The organism is Rahnella sp. P4_A8, assembly GCF_056402435.1.
Map to the genome: position 1 here is coordinate 22,278 of NZ_JBFUHK010000038.1, position 18,870 is coordinate 41,147.

Below are 18,870 nucleotides of genomic sequence, written 5' to 3' on the forward strand. Positions count from 1 at the left end.
GTTTCCCGCCTTTTAGGAAATGATGAGAAAAGAAATCAATTGCAGGCGAGAACCTTGATAGCCAAACCGCCTGTCGAGGTTTCACGGTATTTCGAGTTCATGTCCTTGCCGGTTTCGTACATGGTTTCGATGACTTTATCGAGGCACACACGCGGTTCGCTGGTGCGGCGTAATGCCATACGCGACGCATTAACGGCTTTCACAGCCGAAATGGCGTTACGCTCGATGCATGGCACCTGAACCTGTCCGGCCAGCGGATCACAGGTCAGCCCGAGGTGATGTTCCATCGCGATTTCTGCCGCCATAAACACCTGCGCGGTGCTGCCGCCCAGCAGTTCGGTCAGACCTGCCGCCGCCATAGAACAGGCCACGCCCACTTCGCCCTGACACCCCACTTCCGCACCGGAAATCGAAGCGTTCATTTTGAACAGAATACCGACCGCGCCGGAAGCCAGGAAGAAGCGGCTGTACGAATCAGGGCTGATCGGGCGGATAAACTGATCGTAATACGTCAGCACGGCAGGAATGATGCCACACGCGCCGTTGGTCGGTGCAGTGACCACACGCCCGCCTGCCGCATTTTCTTCATTAACCGCCATCGCGTACATATTGATCCAGTCAACAACACCCATCGGATCGACATTGTTCTTATCCTGCGTCACCAGAATGCGGCGCAGTGCGGCGGCACGGCGGTTGATTTTCATCGGTCCCGGCAGCAAGCCTTCGGTATGAATGCCGCGCGTAATGCCTTCGCTCATCACATTCCAGATGGCCGCAAAGTGATCGCTGATTTCTGTGCGTGTGTGTCCCGCCAGTTCGTTTTGCAGCATCAGTGCCGACAACGACAGGCCGGTGTCCGTACAGTGTTTTTGCAAATCGCTGGCTGAATGGAACGGATACGGGCGCACCACCGGATTTTCATCCTGCATACCAAATTTGCTGGCTTCGACAATAAAGCCACCGCCGATAGAGTAATAAGTTTGGGTATAGAGCAGTTCATCGCCGCTGAACGCACTGATTGTCATGCCGTTTTCATGCAACGGCAGATTACCGGAATGGAAATTCATGCCTGAACTGGCCGGGAAATCCACTTCTTTTGCGCCCTTGCCCAGCATCAGACGTCCGGTATTTTCTACCTCACGGATAAACGCCGGGATCGCATCGATATCCACATCATCCGGCATATTCCCCGCCAGCCCCATGATAATAGCCAGATCAGTGTGGTGACCTTTACCGGTTAATGATAATGATCCGTAAACATCAACCGCCACGCGGGTCGTTTGGGTTATATGGCCTGAAGAGATAAGTTCATCAGTGAATATTTTCCCGGCTTTCATCGGGCCAACAGTATGCGAACTGGAAGGACCAATACCAATTTTGAAAATATCGAAGACGCTGATCACGGTGGGTACTCCAAGTGAAATTATTTACGGGCGGAATAAACAGAAAAACGGGAGAGAAAGGAGCGGGATATTCCCGCTCACTTTATTTCAGAAGCTTTAATCATTAACCCATCAGGCTGAATACAATGGCTGACATCGCAATCAGACCCATTACAGCAACGAAGACATTACTGATATGGCCGCTGTATTTTTTCATCGCCGGGACTTTACGGATGGCATACATTGGCATCAGGAATAACAGCATCGCAATAATCGGACCGCCCAGCGTTTCGATCATACCCAGAATACTTGGATTCAGGGTTGCCACTAACCAGGTGGTTAATAACATGAAGATACCGGTATAACGGTTCAGCGTTGGCAGGGCAATTTTCTTGCCTTTACTGCGCAAAGATTTAATCACCATGCCGTTAAAACCTTCGCGTGCACCCAGATAATGGCCGAGGAAAGATTTAGTAATGGCAATAAAGGCAATAAATGGCGCGATATATTCAATGACCGGGTTAGAGAAGTGGTTCGCTAAATAAGACAGAATAGACACGTTTTGCGATTTGGCTTCCATCAGGTCGGCCGGAGACAGGCTCAGGACGCAGCTGAAGACAAAGAACATCACCGTGATCACCATCATGATGTGGCTAAATGCCAGAATGCGCGAACATTTTTTCTCAGCGCCATCACCGTATTCTTTGCGTTTTGCCACTGCAAAAGAGGAGATAATAGGCGAGTGGTTGAACGAGAACACCATCACCGGGATCACCAGCCACAGCGTCATCAGCATACCGTGACCTACGCCGTTACCGGAAAGCGAGGCGTTTGTAAACACTGACATATTCCAGTTAGGAATAAGGTAAAGCGCCAGCGCCATCAGCACCGTCACAAACGGGAATACCAGAATACTCATCGCTTTCACGATCATATCCTGACCAAAATGCACCAGTGTCATTAATCCGAGGATCAGGATCAGTGACAGCAACGCACGCGGTGGCGCATTCATATGCATCTGGTGAGTAATAAAACTCTCAACCGTATTAGTGATCGCCACGCTGTAAACCAGCAAAATAGGATAAATGGCGAAGAAATACAGCAGTGTAATTAATTTACCGGCCGTAATACCAAAATGTTCTTCCACGACTTCCGTAATATCTTCACCGGCATTTTTACCCGATAAAACAAAACGGGTTAATCCGCGGTGAGCGAAGAAAGTCATTGGGAAGGCGAGAATCGCCATAATAATTAACGGAATTAATCCGCCAATACCGGCATTAATAGGAAGAAAAAGAACACCCGCACCAATTGCCGTTCCATATAAACCTAACATCCACATGGTGTCAGTTTTACGCCAGGAACTTATTGATTTTTCAGACAGCGTCCCGATTGTTGTATTATCCATGATTCCTCAGCACCTAATTATAAAAATACTTCCGTTTTCCCCAGGAATGGTTGATGTTTTTTTACTGCACCCGTCATCGAAAAAACCACCCTGACGGTTAAAACATACCATTAATGCGGGCATGATACCTATCAGCAGCATAAAAATCTGACTAACGGTGTGGCTTTGAGATCATGGTCACGAATATAGCTAAAATGCCGTCTATTATTCCTTTAAATTCCAATCTATTAACATTTCCTGCAATTTAAATTCATCAAACGGTGATTACGGTAACATTTATTTTTTGTCATATTTTGTTATGACCGTGACTATTATTTTAATAACGGTTGAAATAACACCAATGTGTATTATTTATCGACGCCGCCCCTCTTATCGCTGCTCAAAAATCAACCACGCTCATTAACCTAAACATTCATTAGATTCTCTTCAGTATTCGCTGTTTTCCTGGTTTCTGTAAAAAATTCTACACAAGATGCGTGTTGTTTCAGGGTGAAAAACTTTTTATTGACGCTTTCAGAAATCATGCCGATAAAGTTATTCTTATTCCGGTGAAACAATTTCAACCGGAAGAAACACAGAGTGACGCTATGGAAAAAGCCCGATCACCTTTTTACCTGTTAGTGAAGATACGTGTCGGCCATTTTTTTAAGGCTGCGTATGGCTTCGCCCTGCTGATGGTGCTTCTGATCGCTCCGTTAAAACCGGTTATCGCAGAAACCAGCGAGACGTCACCCGACGCCGCCGTCGCCCAGACCGTTAACGGTATCCTCAGTTATTCGCGCTGGCCCGACAAAACGACCTCGTCTTCTTTAACACTTTGCATCATTCAGCCAGTTAAATACGCGGCGCTACTCACGCCCGATGGCAGCGCTTTTGCTGGCAGACCGCTCAAAGTGATGACGTTGCCTTTTGACAGCCCGCTGCTGACCGCGCAGTGCGATGCCATTTATTCCGGCAGAATAACGGCTGAACAGCAGAACGATTTGCATCAGCGCCTGGAAGGCCATGCCATTTTAACGATCAGCGAAGAAGACGAGACCTGCGGATTACTGAACGCTTTCTGTCTGGTGATCACGCCCCTTCACACCGGATTCAAACTGAATCTGGACACGCTGTCCCGCAGCGGTGTGCGGGTTAATCCCGCCGTATTACAACTTGCCAGGGAAAAGGAGTAACCATGGAAAATAAAATTCCTGTTCCTGACACAGAACAGCCGCGCCAGCGCCCGACGCTGAGCGCCGCACTGAACAGAATCCATGTGATTGTGATTTTGACCGCGATTGGCCTTGCCGGTTTTTTACTGATCTTGCTGGCCCTGATCGCCCTGCGTTCGCATGCCGAAAATAATCTGCAACTGACCGCACGCGCTATCAGCTACACCACCGAAGCGGCGCTGGTGTTTAATGATCCTGCCGCCGCGCACGAGTCGCTGGAGTTCATCGCTAAACGCGGCGATTTCACGCAGGCTAAAATTCTGACCCCCGCCGGTGCAACGTTCACGGAATGGCAGCGGCCGGTGAACAGCAACTGGGACAAGCTCGGGCAGTTCGTCGGCCACCTGGCTTTCCCGGAGCCTGTCACGATGCCGGTGAACCATTCCGGTTCGCTCATCGGTACGGTCTGGCTCGCCGGTAATGGCGGAACCCTGGCGGGTTTCCTGCTGGAAACGGTGCTTAGCCTGATCGGCTGTCTGGTACTGACGGCCCTGGTGGCGCTGTATTTTTCCCGCCGGATGCAAAAAGGTATTGTCGATGCTCTCGGCCACATTACGCGCGTCACTCATGACGTCAGCGCTAACCGTTCGTTCAGCCTGCGTGTCCCTTCTGCGCCGATTGCCGAGCTGCACACGCTGAGCCAGGACTTCAACAGCCTGCTGACGGAGCTGGAAGCCTGGGAAAACCATATGCGTAACGAGAACGTCTCACTGACCCAAAAAGCATTGCATGACGGATTGACCGGCCTGCATAATCGCGCGTTTTTCATTGATACGCTTAATCAATGCTTTAACCCGATGCGCCCGGCGCTGTCACTCGCGTTGCTGTTTATTGATGTCGATAACTTTAAAGAGATCAATGACTCACTCGGTCATGCTGCCGGAGACCGCGTGCTGATGGTGATTGGTGAACGGCTGGCGAAAACACTGCGAAAAGGCGATGTGCTGGCGCGTCTGGGCGGTGATGAATTTGCCATCTTGCTTGAACCGATGGTTTCCACCGCAGAGGCCGTGGCTTTTGCCGAACGCATTGTTGAAATCATGAAAACCCCTGTCATCCTGCTCAATAACAAGACGCTGGATGTTTCTCTCAGTATCGGTATCGCGCTGTCGCCTTCTCAGGCCACTAACGCGAAAGAGTTACTGGATAAGGCCGATGAGGCCATGTACCGCTCGAAAAAAATTTCCGGCAGTTGCTGGCATGTTTCTTCAGGCATGCCGCTTCCTGTCGTGATGAAAGACTAAAAGGAATTAATGACAATGAATACCTGCAACACTTTCAAGACCTGGTTTCAGTTCGCCGCAATGGGGCTGTGCATTCTGCTGCTGGCCGCCTGTCAGACCAAACCGGCGGGATTAACGCCGGAACAGATCGCCGTACTGCAAAAAAACGGCTTCTCACAGACAGCCGAAGGCTGGGAACTCGGGCTGGATGCCAAAGTGCTGTTTGGCAATAATCAGGCGACGCTTTCGACAGAAAGTAAGCAGTCGGTGGAAAAACTGGCCAGTGAACTGCTGCATGTCGGGCTGAATAAAGTCAATCTCGACGGCCATACCGACAACTACGGCGACGCCGGTTACAACAACGATCTGTCTCTGCGCCGCGCCAACACCGTTGCCGCCGCCTTTGCCGATGCCGGCATGCCACGCGCCAATATCCATACCCGCGGATTAGGGCAGAGCCAGCCGGTCGCCAGCAATAAAACCCAGGCCGGACGCGCCCAGAACCGTCGCGTGTCTGTGATTATTGTGGTGTAACTTACAACAACCCCACCATATGCAGCGCCGCCTTGCAGTTATCCGTTCTGCGCCAGGCGAGCGCGATCTGCGTCGTTAATGTCTGCCCTGCCAGGGGCAGACAGCGCACATTGGTTTCATCAATCTTACTCAGCGACGCCGGCACCAGCGCGTAACCAAATCCTGTCGCCACCATACTCAGCGCCGAGGTAATTTGCGGACACTGCTGCCCGTAGCGCGGCGAAAATCCCGCCTCTTTACACGCCTGTGTCACGGCATCATAAAGCCCCGGCGATAAATCGCGGGGAAAGGTGATCAGCGTGTCGTGGCGCAGCGCTGCCAGCCGGACTTCTTTCCCCTGACTGAGCGGATGCTTCTTCGGCAACGCCACCATCATTTCCTCAATATCCAGCACCTTATAACTGAACTCCTTGCTGCGCTCGCAAGGCAGACGGATAAACGCCGCATCCAGCGCGCCCTCGCTCATCGCGGTCATCAGCCCCGCCATATCTTTTTCCTGCGGCTCCAGCACCATGCCCGGGTACTTGTCACGGAAGCGATGCAGCAGCTCAAACACCTGCGGATTGAAGGCCGTTGAGGTGGCAAAACCGATGCGCAGCGTACCATTCAGGCCGCGTGCCACCGCACGGGTACGTTCAAAGGCGGCATCGGTCAGTTTGATGATGGTTTGTGCGTCGTCGTACAGCACTTTTCCGGCTTCGGTAAGCTCGACGCCACGGGTCAGACGCTTGAGTAAAGGGGTTCCGATTTCATGTTCGAGCCGCTGGATTTGCTGACTCAGGGGAGGCTGGGATATTCCCAGGAGTTCGGCAGCACGGGTGAAGTGGCCCGCCTCGGCTACCGCGACAAAATAACGCAGATGACGAAGTTCCATATCAAAAACGTCTCAAAGTAAACACCTCCTTATATTGGAACTCAGGACGGAATGGGGTCAACCTTTTAGTTAGCAAAGTTAATTATTCGACGGAGACCCCCTGCATGAAAAGCCATTCTGAGTCCTGTTCCTGCGTCGCCGATATTGCCCGCACGGCGACAGCGTTTAAACATCAGCATCCTGACCGCGTGCTTTATCAGTCGTCACTGATGAGCGCCTTGCTGAGCGGCGTCTATGAAGGCGACACCACGATGGCAGACCTGCTGAAACACGGCGATTTTGGCCTCGGCACCTTTAACCATCTCGACGGCGAACTGATCGCATTCAACAGTAATATCTTCCAGTTGCGTGGCGACGGCAGCGCCCGGCGCGCCCTTCCTGAACAAAAAACGCCCTTCGCCGTCATGACATTCTTTAACCCGACTAATGAATACGTGATTGACCGCCCGCACAGCCGTGAACAAATCCACGCCGTAATTGATAACGCCGTCGCCAGTCAGAACACCTTCTGCGCATTGCGCATTGATGGTGAGTTCAGCCGCGTCGAGACTCGCACCGTACCGGAACAGCACCGCCCTTATAAACCGATGCTCGAAGCCATCGAAGCGCAGCCAACATTTCATATTGAAAACAGCCAGGGCGTGCTGATTGGCTTTCTGACACCTGCGTATATGCAGGGCATCAACGTGGCGGGCTATCACGAACATTTCATCAATCAGACACGCAGCAGCGGCGGCCATGTGCTGGATTACCAGGTTGAGCGCGGCGTGCTGACTTTCGGCACGGTCGAAAAGCTGTTGATCGACTTTCCGCAGGACAGTGATTTCCTGCACGCCAACTTATGCCCTGACGATTTAAATGATGCGATTCAGTCCGTTGAAAGTTAACAGTCCGCAGACAAAAGGAATAAAGCCATGAAAAATTCAGACAGCCAAAGCGAATGGAAATGCGGTGCGGATCTGGTCGTCGCGCAGCTTGAAGCACAGGGTGTCAAACACGTGTTCGGCATTCCCGGCGCAAAAATCGATCGTGTTTTCGATTCGCTGGTCGATTCCCGCATCAAAACCATTCCGGTTCGTCACGAAGCCAACGCCGCCTTTATGGCCGGTGCCGTCGGCCGCCTGACCGGGAAAGCGGGCGTCGCGCTGGTCACCTCCGGCCCCGGTTGTTCGAACCTGATCACCGGCGTTGCCACCGCGACCTCCGAAGGCGATCCGCTGGTGGCTTTAGGGGGCGCGGTGAAACGCGCCGACCACGTTAAACAGGTGCACCAGACCATGGACACCGTCGCGATGTTCCGCCCGGTCACCAAGTATTCCGCCGAAGTCACCTCGTCTTCCGCGCTGGCCGAAGTGCTGGCGAATGGTTTTCGCGCCGCCGAGTTCGGGCGTCCGGGTGCAGCGTTTATCAGCCTGCCGATGGATATCGTCAATGAACCGGCCAGCGGCAAACTCCTGACATCGCAACCGCCGGTACTGGGCAGCGCGCCACATGACGCGATATTGCAGGTCGCGCAATTACTGAAACAGGCCAAAAATCCGGTCCTGCTGCTCGGCCTGATGGCCAGCCAGCCGCGCAATGCCGAGGCGATCCGTCGTCTGCTGCATAAAAGCGATCTGCCGGTCACCAGCACCTATCAGGCGGCAGGCGTTATCGATCAGGCTTCGTTCCATCGCTTCGCCGGTCGCGTCGGTCTGTTCAACAATCAGGCCGGTGACCGCCTGCTGCGTAACGCAGATCTGGTCATCACCATCGGTTACAGCCCGGTCGAGTATGAACCGGTGCAATGGAGCAACGGCAGCGCCGAACTGGTTCACATCGACGTGATGCCCGCCGAAACCGACAGCGACTATCTGCCGGACGTCGAACTGGTGGGCGATATCGCCGACACACTGGATCTGCTGACAGAACAGATCCCGCAGCGCATCGATCTCAGTGCTTCTGCTATTGCTATCCTCGAAGATCGCCGTCAGCAGCGCGAACTGCTGGCCCAGAAAGGCCGCAGCCTGAATCAGTTTGCCATCCACCCGCTGCGTCTGGTGCGCGCGATGCAGGACATCGTTAACAGCGACGTCACCCTGTGCGTTGATATGGGCAGTTTTCACATCTGGATCGCCCGTTACCTTTACAGCTTCCGTGCGCGTCAGGTGCTGATTTCCAACGGCCAACAAACCATGGGTGTCGCGCTGCCGTGGGCGATTGGCGCTGCGCTGGTCGATCCCAGCCGCAAAGTGGTTTCCGTATCCGGCGACGGCGGCTTTATGCAATCAAGCATGGAACTGGAAACCGCCGTACGCCTCGGCGTCAACCTGCTGCACATCATCTGGGTCGATGAGGCCTACAACATGGTGGCGATTCAGGAAGAGAAAAAATACCATCGCACCTCCGGCATCCAGTTCGGCCCGATTGATTTCAAAGCCTACGCCGACGCCTTCGGCGCCAAAGGTTTTGCCGTCACCTCCGCCGAAACGCTGGAAAGCACCCTGCGCGCCGCCATGGACGTACAAGGCCCCGCCGTCGTCGCCGTCCCGGTGGATTACAGCGATAACGCGCTGCTGATGGGGCAACTGGAGATGGGGCGGATTTTTTAGAGGGTGGGGTTTTTAGATGCAAAACGCCCTTGTCAGGGCGTTTTTTTACTCGCAGCTATCATAGCTTTTAGCTCATCAATCGAGAGCGTACGGTCTTTTTTGCGATGAATGATCCCGTGACAATTGGCGCAAACGGGAACAAGATCGGTTTTTGGATTTACGATCTTCGATTTACCAAATTCGGAAACAGGCACAACGTGATGAATATGGATAAAGTCGGTCGCATATTCTCCGTAGAAATCACCAAAGTTGAAGCCACAAGCGAAACAGGTAGTGCCATGTATGCTTTTTGCCAACTTCTTCAGTTTTGGGTTTCTTTCATACTTTGTAACGAACTTAGAAGTTTTCTTCCCTTCCTCATATGAAACCAGAGACTCTTCATCGGCTTCATCTTCTATACGGATTTCCTCGCTTTTAATGTCATCCATAATAAAGCGTGATTCCGTTAGCGCAGACGCAACAGCAATATCGGCAAAAACCTCTCCTGATATGGGACGAACACTAAAACGCCAATAATTGGTTTTTTGTTGGTCTGGAATTTCTTCGTAATAGACACCGTCATTTTTAGCTAACACAGCCTGTTCAAACGGCTGGAAATCCGTCAATACTGCATATAGATGACCGGCTTCATCCGGTTTGATCTCGCGTATGCGTCCGATACCAAAATAGTGCGGGGCATCAGACAAACGCTGTGACGAATACTCTTTATGCTCTGCCTTTAGCCTCCCTTTGTAATACACAAAACGCATTCCAGGGCTGAGTGACTTTTGATACTGCTTAGGAAAATGATATCGCTCTCCCGTTTTGTCATCCCATTTGGAGTCATCACTCTCCGCAAGAACGACACACATCTCTTCGTCCATCATCTATCGATACCTGTTAGTTGAATCAATAGGTTGAAAGTATAAGATGTTCTCAATTGCATACAACTCATGCATTTATTTTTTGAATGGTTTGACTACTTTTATCGCCAAATAAACGCAATGGACAACGCCGTTACTTTTCAAGTTTCATACCTTTTCCAAGACACCTCGCAAAACTGAAAACTGCCTAAAAATTCCGCTTACTGTACAAATCCCCACGTATTAGACTCCCTTCGCTGCGGCAAAATCCGCAGTCAGAATTAGCGTTCTGTCATTTTCTGGTACCGACAACCCTATGAAAAAATGGGGAATGTGGTACGGTCTGTTCTCACCCAAATTATGGTGGCTCAGACAGTGGCTTCTCATGAAGCACCGGATCCAGAAAACCGGTAACGCTAACGCTGTTTGAGCTACCACCTCGAGGTTAGCGTCTCAAGTGGTAGTAAATTCACTATTTTCTGGAGTACTCAACATGCCTAACCTTTACGACAATACCCCGCTGGAACTGGAAGAGATCGTCGATCACTGCCGTGCCTTGTCTTATGCCATTGTGTCGCTGGATAATCCGCAGGCGAAAGATCTGCTGAGCTATATTCTGTGTGAACGGCTTGAAGTGCTGTATCAGACACTGGAAATGCCGATTAGCGAGGATGATGTGGTGAGCATCGACGTCGCGGAAGCACTGGCGCATTAAGCAGATTTGCAGACGTAAAAAAGCCAGCGCAAATGCGCTGGCCTGATGATCCACGAGGCATGTGAATTAGAAATCGTAGAAAACGGTAACCCAGGTGGCGTCCGCTTCGTCGTCTGTGGTGTGCGCTAATGTGCGCTCCACGTAAACAGACAAACCGTAACCGATGGTGGTACCCGCGCCCAGATAAACGTGGTTCGCGTGATATTCTTCGCCGCCTTTCAGTTGCAGGGAATCGGCTGCAAGGTATGGCTGGATCGATTTCAGGAACGGCTTGTCGATATTAAAGGTATAACCGACGAAACCTTCCACACCGTAACCGCTGCCTGCGAAGTAATGATCGACAGGATTTTCACGGGTGCTCGGCACGAAATCTTTGTAATAGCTGCCGGTCCCGACGATGTACCAGTTATTTGGCTGCCAGGTTAAAGCCGTACCAGATAACTGTTGATGATAATCTTTTTCGTTATATTGATTATCTTTAACCGTGGCATCAGTCAGGCTATAAGCCGCACTCCAGACTAAATCTTTGGTGAGTTTATAATCGAACCCTAAACCGCCACCATTATTGCGGCGATAATGCTGATTCTCGCCCGCCTGAATTTCATCTTCCGGCAATAAATAGTTGGCATATAACGTCACAGGGCCAAAGTCGTTGGTATATTTCAGACTACTTTTCGGCTTATTCGCGCCATCGTAACTGCCGTTAATACCAATACCCGTACCGCCCGCATGGCCATCGTTATCCCAGACGTCACTTTTAATCCCGACAACGGAATAATAAATACCGTACTGGTGGCCGTAGGTTAATGTCCCGTAACGATCGTCTTTAAAGCCCGCATATAACTGACGCTGAGTATCACGCTGACCGCCTTCCGGATAATGATCATTCATACCCAGAAGGTTCGCCATGTCCACACCCAGCTCGTAGTAAGCGATGACGGAGGTGTCTTGCGTCAGTTTATAATCACCACGGAAGCGGAAACGGGTGCCGCCATCGTGACCATTTTTATAATAACCCGGCTCCGGGCCGTTATTGAAAATCCACTCAGGGCGGATGCTCCCGCCTACCTGTAAACTTAATGGCGCCAGCAAAGCATTACTCTGAGGATTTTTATCTAAAACAGTAATCTCGGCCTGGGCGCTGGCAGATAATGCCGACAGCACGACGCCGCCAATTAAGATTGACGCTTTTAAATTGCTCATTATTACCCTGTCTTTATTATTTATGTGATGTGTGTGCGGTCTTGCGCCGCGTATAAATAATTAACATAGGTATGACGGAGGACAAAGTGAAAATTCAGAAAGTTCCCTATAAGAGAAAAATATGTTTAGGTGAATTATTAAACAAACAGGTTTTTAAATGTAACTCATAGAAACATTATTTGTATTATTGATTAAACAGGTATCAATACGATGAGTAATCCATCAATCGTAAACGATAAGAATGCCAGAATTGAAATATTTAATAACAATTACATCAGAAAAATAGCATCAATAAGTAAATCATGCCAGCGTGATAATAACACTACGTGACAACCCCCCGCTTTCATTATTTTAATTTGAGTGGTTTTCAACATCGCCAGAATAATATCCGGTAAATACTGTTATTCATTCACCCATTTCAATTTTTATCTCATGAATAGCGTTCTGGTGGTGAATATCCCCAATTCCCGGAACGGATTTTGCGAGACACATTCCAGATCTGACAACAAAACACTGTAAATATAAACAGGTTATTTCTTTGGCGTACGAACAGGCATAGAGTTCTCTGGCAGCGGCAATCACCTCGCCAGTACCGGGGGCCTCGACTCACTGACAATGGAATGACTTGTATGACTGATTCTGATAACCACACCGCGTTCACTACTAACTCTATCTCCGTCTTTCGCTCGCTTATCGCCGGGCTGGATTTCAGTCACTTTGATGATGCTCAGCTGTATGACCTCAATGCGCTGGCGTCAGAATCCGCCGGCGGGTTATGTCAGGGGCTGTTGTGCTTAAGCGAAGGACTGGAGAACAGCGAGATATTGCTCCCGGAAGGGATTGCGCAGGTCAGCGATTATCTGAAAGCTTCCGCTCACCTGATCCCTGTGCTCTTTGAATTATGCGAGCAGGCCAACAGCGGGCTCGCAAGAAGCAAAAAGCTTACGGTGTATCCGATGAACTGACACGCGCGGCGATATCCTGCATCACATTACGCGCTGTCTGGCTGATTCCACCGAGTTGGAAAAAACCGTGGATCACCCCCAGATAGCGCTGTGCGGTGCAATTCACGCCCTGCTCTGTCAGCCGGGAGAACAGCGCTTCACCTTCATCGCATAGCGGATCGTATTCCGCCGTGATGATGTGAACCGGCGGCAACCCAGAAAAATCATCACGCCATAACGGGCTGACTTCTGGATGCATGAAATCCGTTTGCGGATAATAAGCTTCGAACCCGCTGAGCAGCGTGTCGCTGGTCAGCACGTAATCATCGCCATTGCGCTTGTGGCTGTCAGATGCTGCCGTCGCGTCCAGCATCGGGTAAATCAGTACCAGCAGATGCGGCAGCCACTGCCCGGTATTTCGCAGGCGCAGCGCGGTGATCAGAGCCAGATGTCCGCCTGCGCTGTCGCCCATGAGTGTTATCCGGCTGCGTTCAACGCCAAGCCTTTCCGCGTTCTGCCAGATAAAATTTGACGCCAGCTCTGCGTCGTCATGCGCCGCAGGATAAGTATGTTCAGGCGCTAAACGATACTGAACCGCAATCACCCGGCAGCCACTGTAATAAGCAAGCTGACGCAGCTGATTTTCATGTGTGGCAAATCCACCGCTGACAAAGCATCCACCGTGATAATAGATAACGGCAGGCAGTGCGCCTTCTGCATTCAGCGGAGAGAAGATGCGTAACGAGATGCCGTCGATAACCACATCCTCAACTTCTGCACGTGGCTCAATATCACCCGCTAAAACCGTGCTGGCGATATATCCGGCGCGGCGCTGTGCAAAAGTCTGACTGCGCGACGACGGGCGACCTGCAGCGATGAAGTCATTAACAAGCCCGGCGATTGCGGGTTCCAGTGCCATGAAGAATTTTCCTGATTTGGGGGGCGGGTAATTATTACATCAGTGTAAATCGCATGAGAGGGGGTGGAAAGTGCACAAAAAGCCCAAATGAACTGATTTTAGACATAAAAAAAGCCACCCGCAGGTGACTTAATTTACATACTAATGGTGCGAAGGCCGGACTCGCCAATCAATTTCAACCATCTGAATTATAAGTAAATAAATTAAGACGCAACCACTATGTATACTCACTTATATACTCAATTGATTTTTACATTAAATAACATTAAATCAATAAGTTAATGAATTTGTGGTTTTGAGATTTTACGTGATTTTTCTGAAGAAAAACAGATTTTGAAATGCCTAGATTAGATGCTTTGCGCTAACATTCCGGGGTAGTGTTTCGCAATGATGTCATTCATCTTGTCGATTAGCTCTGGGTGCTTAAACGTTAAGTGCCCGGTACCCTTCTGGAAATATCGAATACTGAAGTAATCATCCTCATACGACTGCTGGCTCGGGTTATCACGCACATGTTCCATGAGTCTGATGGTTATGTCACACCGGTTATCAGGGATCGGTTTTCGGTCCAGCAGAAATAGCATCCTTTCCAAATCAGCCAACTGATCTCGTCGCCAGCCCCAGTTCAAGCCGTAGCCCCAAAGATTGTGAGTCACCAGATTATTGATGATGATCTTCTTTCCAAAACTGCACGGACTATTAGTTTTGTAATCCCATGACAGCCCTTTAAAGACGTTGATAATCCCCCGCTCAAATACCTCCAGTTTACTGTGATGTGGCTGCTCGAATGTGCTGAGAATGTTCTCTTCACTAATCGAAGGAAAATCACCCTCTTCCAGATTTTTTCGCCATTGGTCGCGAGCCTGTGCATCCATTAATGCCAACATACCAGACTTCAACATCAGATCACGCCAGACACTACAATCAATGCTTCGAGTAATGGCGGGCATCGCTTCACTCACTGGCTTGGTCAGCCTGCAATCATGACGATGCCTTTGTTGCATTGCCCAGTCTTCGGCTATCCCACCGCCAATCCTACTGGTCAGTTCAGAAATATCATTGAGGTTTTCAATCAACGCGCCAATCTGCTTGAGTGCGGCATCGCGGCCTGTGACGATCCGCTCGATATTGTTCGAGCAGATGAGTTCTGTATGGTCAGTTAGTACTTCGGATTCTGTCTGCATAATGTGTTTCCCTCTCTGTAAGCAAACGAGCTAATCCAAGGTGACAGCCCGGATGGAGTTCGTTTACAACAACCAATAAAAATCTATGGTCACCCCCACCCTGTCAGCGTACCGCTCACAGGGTGGGGGTGGCCATCTTATTAAGCGAGAGGCCGTGAAGCCCCTCGCACGATGAAACGGATTTATTTTTCTTCAATATTTACGGGTAATTATTCGCCTTTGTTCCTATGGATTTAGAAGCCAGCATGGCGGCAATCACCATACACAGATGGCCTTCGGCGGAGTCCAGTAAGAAGGAGTTGAATAGATGGCAGGCCATATAGGCACTCAGTATTGCGACCATCAGATTACGAACCGGTACCGGCTGTCGCCAGGCTTCGCGATAGCAATACAGCATCCACAGTAAGAACAGGACAAGCCCCACCAGGCCAGACTGCACCGTCTCCAATAGGTACTGATTGTGTGGATTATTGACGTTGTAACCGGTCTCGGGATTGCCGTACCAGAAGCTTCCCGCCCCATTACCCAACCACGGCGCTTGCTTAATCAACCTTAGAGATTCCTCAACAAAGGCCGTGCGCTGCCCCATCGATGTTTTGCAGGAGTCGTAAGCATCTCCATCAAGCAACTCCAGACAGTCGTGTATTTCTGCCACACCCAGTGCGACCCTTTCCGTCGCCCGGTTAGGGACGAAGGCCAGTACGCAAATCACACCCGCTCCTAAAACCATCACCGCCAGGCGCTGGCTTAGTCCCAAAGATAAGAGCAGCCATGCGCCTATTCCAACGACCAGCGCGACATAGCCGGTGCGACCCAGTACCAGAAACAGCACGTCATAGCTGGCAAGGGCAACCAAAGCGGCATAACCCCAGCGCTTCATGCCCCGACGAGCAAAAGCTCGCGACAGCCAAAGCAGCGCAGCCAGTGCCATGAAGAAATTTTGGGTAATGTGCAGCTTAAAGACGGTGGGGTTTAGAGGATTTAAATGGCCTATCTGCAGATGAAAAATACCCACGGTGAGACTTACCAACAGTATCATCGCATTGGCCAGTAAAAATCCGTTCACGAATCTGTTTATCGATGCGGGTTCCTGCAGGAATAACAGCGCCAGCGGCAGGACGAATAACAACTTTTTGTACTTACTCACCATCTCTGTGCCATAGGCATGAGGCTGTATAAAGAGTGAGAACGCCAGCAGCATAAACATCAGGGCTGGCAACCACACCAGCGGAAGCTTGATTAGCGCCTTCACGTTTTGTAGATCCCCCCGCCATAAAACACACAGCAGAACCAACCCAAGGGCAAGATTCATCAGAGGGTTTGAAACGGGTAACGACACGCCCAACAAAAACGCCGTCAGACCAAACAGTCTGCCGACGCGGTAGTGTCCAGATGGAGATTCAGTAATAGATGCAGGTGGGGTCATGATAGACTCATTTCAGGTGAAAAAAATGGTGAGATTTATTCGCTATGTCTGGGTGTTGAACAGCGCCCAGACGCCGCACAACGGCAGTAAGGACATCAGCAACCGGGATCGCATCGAGATAGCGTTCGGACGTATCAGTATTAATGTCATCGGGGGAAGGCAGAGGACGATAATTCCCCGCCCATATCAGGGTGTGAGGAGCCTGCCAGGGGTGCCACTGTTTAAGATTGCTGGGGCCGAACAAGACGACAGAGGGCGTTTGCAGCGCGGCAGCCATGTGCATCGGTGCCGAGTCCACGCCGATAAACAGTTTGGCGCGGTCAATCAGTACTGCCAGTTCAGGCATATCCAGCTTACCCGCCAGATTGATAATCTCCTCAGGGTAGAGACATCCGTTTAGAATTTGCCGGATGCTACTGATTTCCTCCCCAGAACGTCCGCCCGTTATCACAACCCTTTCCCCGCGCTGCATCAGGTGGTCAATCAGTTGGCTATAAGAGGTTAGCGACCAGTTTTTAAAAGCCCAACGGGCCGTTGGCTGGATAACGATATAGTCGATGAGCGGCCTTTTTCGGCAGAGTAATTCAAGGTGATCGATATCCATTTGTCGATATGACATCGTGACATCAGTGCATATGACGGGTAACGCGAGCGGCTCAAGAATACTGAGGTTATTCATCACGGTATGACGCGATGACTGCAGGTCGGTATCAACCAGCGCAGAGTGGCAAAAACGCCATAGACGGTTATTACGTCTGGGATAACGAAAGCCAATGCTAAACGTGGGTTTGAGCTTGTAGCAATAAAATGCCGCACGCCATTGGTCCGACAGATTAAGGATCAGATCGTAATGCCAAGTCCCCAGACTGTTCAGCAGTGCTTTCTCTCCCCGGTATTGTTTCTTCAGACCCTTCTTCTTCAGCGCCCGGTCGACCGTATAAGTGAGATAGACCGCTTTATTACCCGCCAGCATCACCTCGGTGCCGTCATAGACCAGCACGTCAATCAGGGCGTGCGGGTAATTTGCCTTTAACGTATTGATTAACGGCGTGGTCAGTAATACATCGCCAAAGTGACGGAGTTTAATCACCAGGATACGTATCGGTTGATCACGGTTTGGCAGGTCGTGTCTAAACGTTATTTCGTGGCTGATTTTCTTTTCGGTATTCATTCCGTCATCTCAAAAAATGTGCAAAGAAAGTCCTTCCGACAGGAATCGAAATAATGAGGATTTACGTCATTTGCATGACGTTGAAGTGAACAGCGAAAGCCAGGCTAACCTGACCACCCCTGTGATATTACCTGGTGTCGGCGGGGTGTATGCGAGTGCAAAATATCGATGAGACAAGCACTTGCAATACTTAATAACCCGTGGCGATCTTATCGGCAGGTGAAACAAAAAGATAATTGGTTGTACAGATCAATGAGATCGTACCGATCGGTGAAAACGATCAACCCATTACTCATTGAAGGGGTATGTCTGGAAAGGAGAATTAAGCGGCGAGAGGGCAATATTGAGATATTCAGAGATCCAGCCAGCACTGTGTATCCAGTCAGACTCCGGGATATCAGTGATGAGCCGCCACGTATCGGGACAATAGTGGTTCGCCAGCAACAGGATCACTCTAACCAGAAAGCTGTAAGGCTGATTATCGGTATTACAGCAATATTCCGCTGTCTGGTGCATACCACGGGTCAGAACAAAGGCATCCCCAGCCTGTTGACGGGCGCGACATCCGTTGAATGAAATCACACCCAACCCAATCAGACTGTCGTCATATCGCAGCGGCGTATTACCTGAATGTTCACAGATAGTCAGACAAGAATGCCCGGTAGTCTGCGACTCCATCCGTATCTGCCGGTGAGCCTGAGTGACGGCACTGCATAGATCGAGCCACGCCTCCGGTTGGGCTTCCTGCAGCTGTTGAATATGATAAACGCCAACGCTAGGAGCAAGATTATCGTTCATGATCTTTCCTCCTTTGTCTGAAGAAATATGCCGATAGCACGCCGGGCACGCAGAACGTCAACACTGTTCAGATAGGGTTCTTCCCATGAAAATCCATCTCGATCTGTTCGTATCAACGCATAGCGCTCAACCTGAAAATTCACTGCATCTGCCAGCGAGATCCCCGCATCGATATGCTCCTGTATGACCTCGCTTTCACTGAACGGCGTATAGTTTAGCGTCAGGTCATAATGTTGCTGGAACAGATATGTCAGCAGGGTTTGCCAGGCTTCAATCGGTTTCACTGCTTTAGAAATGGAAGTCATCAGAATGTATCCTCACAGCCAGCCGCGTTCGGCGAAAGATATCGATTCACCATGTCCGATGACGACATGGTCCAACACCTTGATACCCATCAGAGTTGATGCTTCGCTCAAGCGCTCTGTCACGGAACGGTCTGCAC

The 18,870-nt window shown here is 50.5% G+C and carries 19 protein-coding genes; 7 read left to right on the forward strand and 12 right to left on the reverse strand.

Translation table 11 applies throughout. From position 1 onward, the window contains the following. Positions 1-35: 35 nt before the first annotated feature. Positions 36-1,403, reverse strand: a complete 1,368-nt coding sequence (locus tag AC1DUO_RS17140) for an L-serine ammonia-lyase (RefSeq protein ID WP_013577129.1) — start codon at positions 1,401-1,403, stop codon at positions 36-38. Between the two features lie 103 nt (positions 1,404-1,506). Further along, on the reverse strand, positions 1,507-2,790 hold the full coding sequence (locus AC1DUO_RS17145) for an HAAAP family serine/threonine permease (RefSeq protein ID WP_013577130.1): 1,284 nt from the start codon (positions 2,788-2,790) through the stop codon (positions 1,507-1,509). Positions 2,791-3,377: 587 nt separating this feature from the next. On the opposite strand from AC1DUO_RS17145, the gene yfiR reads away from it, so the two are divergent. The 3 genes from yfiR to yfiB are packed head-to-tail and all read left to right on the forward strand — an operon-like array spanning position 3,378 to position 5,761. Next, a complete protein-coding gene (gene yfiR, locus AC1DUO_RS17150) occupies positions 3,378-3,965 on the forward strand; it encodes a regulatory sequestration protein YfiR (protein ID WP_013577131.1) in 588 nt (195 codons plus the stop codon). A 2-nt stretch (positions 3,966-3,967) separates the two neighbouring features. Then, positions 3,968-5,248, forward strand: a complete 1,281-nt coding sequence (gene dgcN, locus AC1DUO_RS17155) for a diguanylate cyclase DgcN/YfiN (RefSeq protein WP_013577132.1) — start codon at positions 3,968-3,970, stop codon at positions 5,246-5,248. 15 nt (positions 5,249-5,263) lie between these two features. Beyond that, positions 5,264-5,761, forward strand: a complete 498-nt coding sequence (gene yfiB / locus AC1DUO_RS17160) for an outer membrane lipoprotein YfiB (protein ID WP_013577133.1) — start codon at positions 5,264-5,266, stop codon at positions 5,759-5,761. Between the two features lies 1 nt (position 5,762). Here the strand turns inward: yfiB and AC1DUO_RS17165 are convergent, their stop codons facing one another. Next, positions 5,763-6,635, reverse strand: a complete 873-nt coding sequence (locus AC1DUO_RS17165) for a LysR family transcriptional regulator (RefSeq protein WP_013577134.1) — start codon at positions 6,633-6,635, stop codon at positions 5,763-5,765. Positions 6,636-6,739: 104 nt separating this feature from the next. On the opposite strand from AC1DUO_RS17165, the gene budA reads away from it, so the two are divergent. Both budA and alsS read left to right on the forward strand, forming a co-directional pair. After that, positions 6,740-7,522, forward strand: a complete 783-nt coding sequence (gene budA / locus AC1DUO_RS17170; protein WP_013577135.1) for an acetolactate decarboxylase — start codon at positions 6,740-6,742, stop codon at positions 7,520-7,522. A 27-nt stretch (positions 7,523-7,549) separates the two neighbouring features. After that, positions 7,550-9,226: an acetolactate synthase AlsS gene (gene alsS, locus AC1DUO_RS17175; RefSeq protein WP_037033516.1), complete on the forward strand. Its 1,677-nt coding sequence runs from the start codon at positions 7,550-7,552 to the stop codon at positions 9,224-9,226. A gap of 32 nt (positions 9,227-9,258) precedes the next feature. On the opposite strand, the gene AC1DUO_RS17180 is transcribed toward alsS, so the two are convergent. Further along, the gene (locus tag AC1DUO_RS17180; RefSeq protein WP_198670057.1) at positions 9,259-10,092 is read right to left on the reverse strand and encodes an HNH endonuclease; all 834 of its coding nucleotides are present in this window, start codon (positions 10,090-10,092) and stop codon (positions 9,259-9,261) included. A 469-nt stretch (positions 10,093-10,561) separates the two neighbouring features. Between AC1DUO_RS17180 and AC1DUO_RS17185 the strand changes: the two genes are divergently transcribed. Continuing rightward, positions 10,562-10,783, forward strand: a complete 222-nt coding sequence (locus AC1DUO_RS17185; RefSeq protein WP_013577139.1) for a hypothetical protein — start codon at positions 10,562-10,564, stop codon at positions 10,781-10,783. Between the two features lie 66 nt (positions 10,784-10,849). Here the strand turns inward: AC1DUO_RS17185 and AC1DUO_RS17190 are convergent, their stop codons facing one another. Continuing rightward, positions 10,850-11,986, reverse strand: coding sequence for a porin (locus AC1DUO_RS17190; RefSeq protein WP_119262123.1), 1,137 nt, complete (start codon positions 11,984-11,986; stop codon positions 10,850-10,852). 629 nt (positions 11,987-12,615) lie between these two features. Between AC1DUO_RS17190 and AC1DUO_RS17195 the strand changes: the two genes are divergently transcribed. Then, the gene (locus AC1DUO_RS17195) at positions 12,616-12,951 is read left to right on the forward strand and encodes a hypothetical protein (RefSeq protein WP_112197410.1); all 336 of its coding nucleotides are present in this window, start codon (positions 12,616-12,618) and stop codon (positions 12,949-12,951) included. On the opposite strand, the gene AC1DUO_RS17200 is transcribed toward AC1DUO_RS17195, so the two are convergent. From AC1DUO_RS17200 to AC1DUO_RS17230, 7 genes are all read right to left on the reverse strand, one after another. Beyond that, on the reverse strand, positions 12,929-13,849 hold the full coding sequence (locus tag AC1DUO_RS17200) for an alpha/beta hydrolase (protein WP_119262124.1): 921 nt from the start codon (positions 13,847-13,849) through the stop codon (positions 12,929-12,931). The two genes, AC1DUO_RS17195 and AC1DUO_RS17200, sit on opposite strands and share 23 nt — an antisense overlap. A gap of 347 nt (positions 13,850-14,196) precedes the next feature. Next, complete coding sequence (locus tag AC1DUO_RS17205; RefSeq protein WP_477988095.1) at positions 14,197-15,033, reverse strand: DUF4942 domain-containing protein; 837 nt, start codon at positions 15,031-15,033, stop codon at positions 14,197-14,199. 199 nt (positions 15,034-15,232) lie between these two features. After that, the gene (locus AC1DUO_RS17210; RefSeq protein ID WP_477988096.1) at positions 15,233-16,459 is read right to left on the reverse strand and encodes an O-antigen ligase family protein; all 1,227 of its coding nucleotides are present in this window, start codon (positions 16,457-16,459) and stop codon (positions 15,233-15,235) included. 7 nt (positions 16,460-16,466) lie between these two features. Continuing rightward, complete coding sequence (gene rfaQ, locus AC1DUO_RS17215) at positions 16,467-17,630, reverse strand: putative lipopolysaccharide heptosyltransferase III (RefSeq protein WP_477988097.1); 1,164 nt, start codon at positions 17,628-17,630, stop codon at positions 16,467-16,469. A gap of 288 nt (positions 17,631-17,918) precedes the next feature. Then, a complete protein-coding gene (locus AC1DUO_RS17220; protein WP_477988098.1) occupies positions 17,919-18,428 on the reverse strand; it encodes a hypothetical protein in 510 nt (169 codons plus the stop codon). Next, the gene (locus tag AC1DUO_RS17225) at positions 18,425-18,733 is read right to left on the reverse strand and encodes a TA system toxin CbtA family protein (protein ID WP_477988099.1); all 309 of its coding nucleotides are present in this window, start codon (positions 18,731-18,733) and stop codon (positions 18,425-18,427) included. Before AC1DUO_RS17225 ends, AC1DUO_RS17220 begins: the two co-directional genes overlap by 4 nt. A gap of 12 nt (positions 18,734-18,745) precedes the next feature. Beyond that, the coding region (locus AC1DUO_RS17230) for a JAB domain-containing protein (RefSeq protein ID WP_477988100.1) at positions 18,746-18,870 on the reverse strand (125 nt) is incomplete at its 5' end.

Coding starts and splice junctions, on each gene's coding strand:
- AC1DUO_RS17225 (WP_477988099.1), bottom strand. CDS start 18,733: ATGACTTCCATTTCTAAAGCAGTGAAACCGATTGAAGCCTGGCAAACC.
- AC1DUO_RS17165 (WP_013577134.1), bottom strand. CDS start 6,635: ATGGAACTTCGTCATCTGCGTTATTTTGTCGCGGTAGCCGAGGCGGGC.
- AC1DUO_RS17185 (WP_013577139.1), top strand. CDS start 10,562: ATGCCTAACCTTTACGACAATACCCCGCTGGAACTGGAAGAGATCGTC.
- yfiB (WP_013577133.1), top strand. CDS start 5,264: ATGAATACCTGCAACACTTTCAAGACCTGGTTTCAGTTCGCCGCAATG.
- AC1DUO_RS17190 (WP_119262123.1), bottom strand. CDS start 11,986: ATGAGCAATTTAAAAGCGTCAATCTTAATTGGCGGCGTCGTGCTGTCG.
- AC1DUO_RS17200 (WP_119262124.1), bottom strand. CDS start 13,849: ATGGCACTGGAACCCGCAATCGCCGGGCTTGTTAATGACTTCATCGCT.
- rfaQ (WP_477988097.1), bottom strand. CDS start 17,630: ATGAATACCGAAAAGAAAATCAGCCACGAAATAACGTTTAGACACGAC.
- budA (WP_013577135.1), top strand. CDS start 6,740: ATGAAAAGCCATTCTGAGTCCTGTTCCTGCGTCGCCGATATTGCCCGC.
- dgcN (WP_013577132.1), top strand. CDS start 3,968: ATGGAAAATAAAATTCCTGTTCCTGACACAGAACAGCCGCGCCAGCGC.
- AC1DUO_RS17205 (WP_477988095.1), bottom strand. CDS start 15,033: ATGCAGACAGAATCCGAAGTACTAACTGACCATACAGAACTCATCTGC.
- AC1DUO_RS17145 (WP_013577130.1), bottom strand. CDS start 2,790: ATGGATAATACAACAATCGGGACGCTGTCTGAAAAATCAATAAGTTCC.
- alsS (WP_037033516.1), top strand. CDS start 7,550: ATGAAAAATTCAGACAGCCAAAGCGAATGGAAATGCGGTGCGGATCTG.
- AC1DUO_RS17180 (WP_198670057.1), bottom strand. CDS start 10,092: ATGATGGACGAAGAGATGTGTGTCGTTCTTGCGGAGAGTGATGACTCC.
- yfiR (WP_013577131.1), top strand. CDS start 3,378: ATGGAAAAAGCCCGATCACCTTTTTACCTGTTAGTGAAGATACGTGTC.
- AC1DUO_RS17210 (WP_477988096.1), bottom strand. CDS start 16,459: ATGACCCCACCTGCATCTATTACTGAATCTCCATCTGGACACTACCGC.
- AC1DUO_RS17220 (WP_477988098.1), bottom strand. CDS start 18,428: ATGAACGATAATCTTGCTCCTAGCGTTGGCGTTTATCATATTCAACAG.
- AC1DUO_RS17195 (WP_112197410.1), top strand. CDS start 12,616: ATGACTGATTCTGATAACCACACCGCGTTCACTACTAACTCTATCTCC.